The sequence below is a fragment of the Peribacillus butanolivorans genome (genome assembly GCF_001273755.1).
Lineage (GTDB): Bacteria > Bacillota > Bacilli > Bacillales > DSM-1321 > Peribacillus > Peribacillus butanolivorans.
Genome location: NZ_LGYA01000005.1, coordinates 465,338 through 471,515, shown reverse-complemented (window position 1 = coordinate 471,515; position 6,178 = coordinate 465,338). Strand labels below are relative to the sequence as shown.

General features: G+C 39.1%; 8 protein-coding genes and 2 riboswitches. All 8 genes read right to left on the bottom strand.

What is annotated here, in order from left to right:
* Window positions 1-162: helix-turn-helix domain-containing protein (locus AKG34_RS24215; RefSeq protein ID WP_152952410.1), on the bottom strand; the 162-nt coding region annotated here is incomplete at its 3' end.
* Window positions 163-353: 191 nt separating this feature from the next.
* A complete protein-coding gene (locus AKG34_RS24210) occupies window positions 354-1,187 on the bottom strand; it encodes a MetQ/NlpA family ABC transporter substrate-binding protein (RefSeq protein WP_053348683.1) in 834 nt (277 codons plus the stop codon).
* A gap of 15 nt (window positions 1,188-1,202) precedes the next feature.
* Window positions 1,203-1,871, bottom strand: a complete 669-nt coding sequence (locus tag AKG34_RS24205) for a methionine ABC transporter permease (protein ID WP_053348682.1) — start codon at window positions 1,869-1,871, stop codon at window positions 1,203-1,205.
* Window positions 1,864-2,898, bottom strand: a complete 1,035-nt coding sequence (locus AKG34_RS24200; RefSeq protein WP_053348681.1) for a methionine ABC transporter ATP-binding protein — start codon at window positions 2,896-2,898, stop codon at window positions 1,864-1,866. Before AKG34_RS24200 ends, AKG34_RS24205 begins: the two co-directional genes overlap by 8 nt.
* A 180-nt stretch (window positions 2,899-3,078) precedes the next feature.
* Window positions 3,079-3,191: riboswitch (SAM riboswitch) on the bottom strand.
* A gap of 117 nt (window positions 3,192-3,308) precedes the next feature.
* Window positions 3,309-4,619, bottom strand: coding sequence for an O-acetylhomoserine aminocarboxypropyltransferase/cysteine synthase family protein (locus AKG34_RS24195; RefSeq protein ID WP_180320489.1), 1,311 nt, complete (start codon window positions 4,617-4,619; stop codon window positions 3,309-3,311).
* 103 nt (window positions 4,620-4,722) lie between these two features.
* Window positions 4,723-4,828, bottom strand: a riboswitch (SAM riboswitch).
* A 161-nt stretch (window positions 4,829-4,989) separates the two neighbouring features.
* Window positions 4,990-5,298 (bottom strand): thioredoxin family protein, encoded by a 309-nt coding sequence (locus tag AKG34_RS24190; protein ID WP_053348875.1) that lies wholly within the window; start codon window positions 5,296-5,298, stop codon window positions 4,990-4,992.
* A gap of 3 nt (window positions 5,299-5,301) precedes the next feature.
* On the bottom strand, window positions 5,302-5,667 hold the full coding sequence (locus AKG34_RS24185) for a toprim domain-containing protein (RefSeq protein ID WP_053348680.1): 366 nt from the start codon (window positions 5,665-5,667) through the stop codon (window positions 5,302-5,304).
* A 90-nt stretch (window positions 5,668-5,757) separates the two neighbouring features.
* A complete protein-coding gene (gcvH, locus tag AKG34_RS24180) occupies window positions 5,758-6,138 on the bottom strand; it encodes a glycine cleavage system protein GcvH (RefSeq protein ID WP_053348874.1) in 381 nt (126 codons plus the stop codon).
* Window positions 6,139-6,178 lie beyond the last annotated feature (40 nt).

The following is a 6,178-nucleotide window of genomic DNA, read 5'->3' as shown; positions in this document are numbered from 1 at the left end:
CTGCTTCATTTCTTCACAAATATACCAGTAGGCATCTTTCTCCTTTTGTTTGCCTAAAAAGAAGTTATAGACAAAACGGGAGCAGCCGATCGTTTTATTGATTAGAACTAGTTGTTCTTTAGTTGGATAGATTCGAAATTTATAAGCTTTGTTTACGACCATTGGTTTCACCTCCCCTTATAGTTATTATTACCCAGAGAACATACGTTTGTCAAAGGGTACTTTGGACCAACCGCCATTCATCTCCCCCTTACCGTTGGGCTCTCGCCCTTCTCACGCTTGAAGAGGGAGTCTTCTGGCGGGAAATGATAAAAAAACGACCTGAAGATTTCCAGGTCGTTCTTTATCATAAATTATTTAGTTGGTACGACTGCACCTTTGTATTCCTTTAGAATAAAATCTTGAATTTCTTTAGAATGTAATACTTCTACTAGCGTTTTGATTTCTTCTTTATTTTCATCACCTTTGTTAACAGCAATAACGTTTACATATGGTGATTCAGAGTCTTCAATAGCAATTGAATCTTTAAGCGGATTCAATCCAGCGTCAATCGCATAGTTAGAGTTGATTAGAACGGCATCCCCTTCGCCACTCTCATAAATTTTCGGAAGTAAAGATGCTTCATAATTCGCATCAAATTTAAGTTTTTTCTTATTTTCAACAATGTCTTTTGTTGTAGCTGTCGTTTTATCGATGCCTTCTTTTAATGTAATCAGGCCATTTTTTTCTAATAGAGATAACGCACGTCCGTGGTCAGCAACAGAGCTACTCATAATAATTGTTGCGCCTTCCGGAAGTTTATCAATGCTTTTATATTTTTGTGAATATAGAGCAATCGGCTCGATATGAATTCCACCAGCATTAACGAAGTCATATCCATTTTCTTTAATTTGCCCCTCTAAATATGGAATATGTTGAAAGTAGTTAGCATCCAATTCTTTATCGTTTAAAGCCTTATTCGGTAAAACATAATCTTGGAACGGTTTAATTTCCAACTCAATTCCTTTTTCTTCAAGAAGAGGTTTAGCTTTTTCAAGAATCTCAGCATGCGGAACATTGGATGCACCTACAACTAATTTTTTCGTTTCCTTTTCTGTATCGCTGCCGCTGTTGTCCTTATCGGTTCCACAAGCAGCAAGAGCAATCGATAAAACAAGTACTAATGCAAATCCTAAAAACTTTTTCATCCTATTCATCTCCCTTTATCTTTTGTCTAATTTAGATGTAATCACATCTCCAATAATTTGAATAATGAAGACGATAATTAGTATAACAATCGTCGCTACAAGTGTAACGTCATTGTGATTCCTTTGATAGCCGTCTAGATAGGCCAGATTACCAAGCCCGCCTGCACCGATAACCCCTGCCATTGCGGTATATCCAACCAATGCAATCGATGTTACCGTAATCCCTGAAATTAATGCTGGCATCGATTCTGGAAGAAGTACCTTCCAAATGATCGTGCTCGTTTTCGCTCCCATTGATTTAGCCGCTTCAATTACACCTTTATCGATTTCACGGAGGCCGATTTCAACCATACGTGCATAAAATGGTGCCGCCCCGATAATAAGGGCTGGTAATGCTGCATTCTCACCGATCATAGAACCGACAAGCAATTTTGTGAAAGGTATGAGTAACACAATTAAAATAAGGAATGGAATAGAACGGAAAATATTAACGATAGCACTCATGATCGAGTTAATTACCCGATTTTCCCACATATTACCTTTCCCTGTTAAAAACAGGACTAACCCTAATAGTATGCCTATAAAAAAGGTTGCTAGTACTGAGATACTAGTCATATAAAGTGTTTCTTTTGTTGCTTCAATAATGTCTTCCCAATATACATTCGGTAATAATTCTTCAAGCATGAGTCATCACCTCCACGCCTACATGCTGTGCTTTAATGAATTCGATTGCGCGGAGCATTTCATCCTCATTGCCATCAAGGTGGATAAATAACGTTCCATATGAACCACTTCTAGTTTGAGATATTTTTCCTTGAACGATATTGACATCCAACTCAAAGTTACGTACCAGCTTAGTAATTAACGGACTCTCTGCATGATCTCCTACGAACGTCAATTGAATTACTTTTCCTGCCGGATAGCGTTCCAGCAAGTGTTCCATTGTTTCTTTTGTTTCTTCAGGCTCTGTTACCTGTTGAACGAAACGCTTCGTCATTTGTTCTTTCGGATTCTTGAAGACTTCCAGGACAGGTCCTTGTTCAACTACTTGACCATTTTCCATTACTGCCACGCGGTGACAAATTTTACGGATGACGTGCATTTCATGTGTAATCAAAACAATCGTTAGACCAAGACGCTTATTGATGTCCACAAGCAATTCAAGTATTGAATCGGTTGTCTGCGGGTCTAAAGCAGACGTCGCTTCATCGCACAGTAGCACTTTAGGATTGTTAGCCAGAGCCCTAGCAATACCGACCCTTTGTTTTTGCCCTCCGCTTAATTGCGAAGGATATGCCTTTTCTCTTCCTTCAAGCCCAACTAACTTAATTAATTCATTCACACGCTTGATACGTTCGTTTTTCGAAACCCCTGCAATTTCTAGAGGAAACGATATATTCTCCTGAACGGTTCTAGACCATAATAAATTAAAATGTTGAAAGATCATGCTGATTTCTTGTCGAGCTTTACGTAGTTTAGCACCTTTGATTTTGGAAATTTCTTTATCAGCCACCACAACGGATCCTTCTGTTGGTGTTTCCAATCCATTAAGCATCCTGATCAAAGTACTTTTCCCTGCTCCGCTGTAGCCAATAATACCGAAAATCTCGCCTTTATTTATTTCAACATTAACATTATTTACAGCCTTAATCGTGTCGCTGCTTCCTTTTCCTGTTCGGAATAGCTTACTAACTTTTGTCAATGTAATCATTAATACTCACCTCTTTTATCCAATAAAACCTATGAACTTAGTTGATTTATCTTCATTATCAGCCTGTAAATATGATTTAAAACCGTTTTTCAATATTGCTATACATGTAAAGGTTTTCCCAAACTAAATAGAAAAAACCTTTCTGCATGAGCAGAAAGGCAGGTGAAAAAGCAGGCCTTTCTCTCATCTTCCAAAGCGATTAAACTTTGTGTGAATTGGCACCTTTCCAAGGAAATTTCCTTGTCGGTTGCCGGGTTTCATCGGGCACATCCCTCCACCTCTCTTGATAAGAGCTAATATATAGAATATTTGTACATCATTAAGTTCTTTAGTATGGAGAAATTTTATCATAGATAAAAAAGGAGCGCAATGTATAATATTTCTAGGAAAGAATGAACAGGTCTTTTTTATTAAACAGTTTTAGAAGTTAAGGAGACAATATTCGTCGCTTTTTCAATTGCCTGCTCTAAATCTTCTATTAAATCCTCTACGTTTTCAATACCAATCGATATGCGCACTTGATCAGCACTTACACCCGCTTTTGCTAAACCTACATCATTTAATTGTTGATGGGTCGTACTAGCAGGGTGGATAATTAAACTTTTAGCATCCCCTACGTTGGCTACATGCGACCATAATTCTACCGAATTGATAAGTTTTGCTCCAGCATCGCGTCCACCTTGAATTCCAAAAGTCACAACAGCTCCTGCTCCCTTAGGCAAATATTTATCCGCCAGCGCTTTATCAGGGTGACTTCCATTACTAGGGTGCGAAACCCAGTTCACAGCAGGATTATTTTCCAAATATTGAATAACAGACTTAGTATTTGAAAGATGCTCTTTCATTCTCACATGCAACGTTTCTAGCCCCAGCGTAAACTGGAACGCGCTTTGAGCACTTAACGTCGGCCCTAAATCACGAAGTAATTGCACACGCGCTTTTGTGATAAAGGCAGCAGGACCGACTGCTTCAGAGTATACAATCCCATCGTAGCTTGGATCCGGTTCCGTAAAGCCAGGGTAGTTTGGTGAGTTCCAGTCAAATTTGCCCCCATCCACGATGATGCCTCCTAAGGTGGTTCCATTTCCCAAGAGCCATTTTGTAGCAGAGTGGATGACAATGTCCGCTCCAAAATCAATTGGCCGGCAAAGGTACGGGGTAGCAAAGGTATTATCGATAATGAGTGGTATACCCGCATTGTGAGCGATGTCCGCTACAGCTTCAATATCAAGAATCCTTAGACTTGGATTTCCAATTGTTTCCGCAAATATAGCCTTCGTTCTAGGAGTGATGGCTTTTTTGAAATTTTCAGGGTCATCAGGAGAGACGAACTTCACTTTTATCCCATATTTAGGAAGAGTATTTTCAAAAAGATTATACGTACCGCCATATAATGTAGAGGCGGACACTATTTCATCTCCTGCACCAGCAATATTTAGGATTGACAGTGTAATGGCAGCCATCCCACTTGCTGTTGCCAGTCCGCCGATACCACCTTCCAACAAGGCCATTCTTTCTTCGAAAACACTGACCGTAGGATTATGAAGTCGTGTATAAATATAGCCATTTTCCTTTAAGCCAAATAAATTTGCTGCATGGTCAGTATCTTTGAACAAGTATGCATTGCTCTGATAAATAGGCACTGCACGTGCACCCGTTTCATCTACTTGCAGACCCCCGTGAACACTCAATGTTTCGAAACGCAACTTTTTCTCTGCCATAAGATTTCTCCCCTTTTTCTATGGATTTAGTTGGAATTAAGAATCAGGCCTTCCTCTTTTAACAAGCAAAAAAACCACTTCATAAGAAGAGGCTTATATACTCTCCTCATCTTCCAGAGCTAATACTCTGTTGGAATTAGCACCGTATATAAATTTATACCGGTTGCCGGGCTTCGTCGGGCCAGTCCCTCCGCCACTCTTGATAAGAACTATTAAATTTAGCAGTTACTTTCTTAATTCAAAATATAGCACTTTAGAATTATCCAGTCAATCAATTATTTGAATATTCTTATTTCAATTCCCCATCAACTATATCGTTTATTCACTACTTTTCTACAGCTAAAAAGCCAACCCATATTGGATTGGCTTTTTAGCTTATTTCCTTAAGCACTCCGTACAAATAAGGAACAGACTGAAAGGCATATATTTTTTTCCGCAGCTGCCCTTCTTTAAATAGTAATAAACAAGGTACACTCTCAATTTCATATGATTCGGCGATTGTTTGGACATAGTTCATATTCATCTTTCCTGCCTTCAAGTCTGGAAAAAGCTCCAATGATATCGAGAGCATCCTAGAAGCCACCTGACAGGTCCCACACAAAGGTGTATATAAATATAAGCAAAAGGTTTCCCCTTCTTCAACAGCAAGCCTACAATCTTCTTCTTTCATTTCTTGCATCAATTAGTCGTTCACCCTTTGACTTAAAAATTTCATTTTCACATTCATATTGGCAGATAGGAGCACTGTAGCGATATGATGTTCGGGGGCACTTTCCACTTCTTTGTACATTTTATTGATATACAAGTGGCTTGCTTCCGGCATTTCCCTTCGGAATTGCTTCCGTAGCTTTTCTCCTGAATCATCTGCGTCAAAAAGGAGATAAACATCACGGTCCATCATTTCATCTACTAACTCATCCAGCTTAGTTAATGAAATGGTCCCATTTGTACATCTTATTTCCACATCTTCATTCAAAACGGAGGCAACTTTTCTTCTATCGGAACTGCCTTCTACAATGATAACTTTATCAAATTCGCCCCACTCCATGTCATCACTCCATCTCACGAATTGTGTGCACCCTGCCTTTTTATAAACTGAAAAAGAGAGCAGGCCTATTTAGACCCTCTCTCCCTCATTTTAACCGTTTATCAGGCTATCATATTCTTCAGCGCTCATCAGGTTTTCAACGTCACTGATATTTGATGGTTCAATCACGATCATCCATGCTTTTTCAAAAGGAGATTCATTTACGAATTCAGGATTGTCATTCAACTCTTCATTTACTTCAACAACTTTACCACTGATAGGAGCATACAGCTCAGATACAGTTTTAACAGATTCAACACTGCCAAATGGCTCGTCCGCTTTCAGTTCAGCGCCAATCTCTGGAAGCTCAACAAAAACGATGTCCCCAAGTTCGGACTGAGCAAATGCTGTAATTCCGATGCGTACTGTTCCATCTTCTGTTTTGACCCATTCATGTTCCTTTGTGTAACGAAGTTCTTTTGGTGTTGTCATCATTAATTCCCTCCATAGTACATCTTATTTTATCTATTAC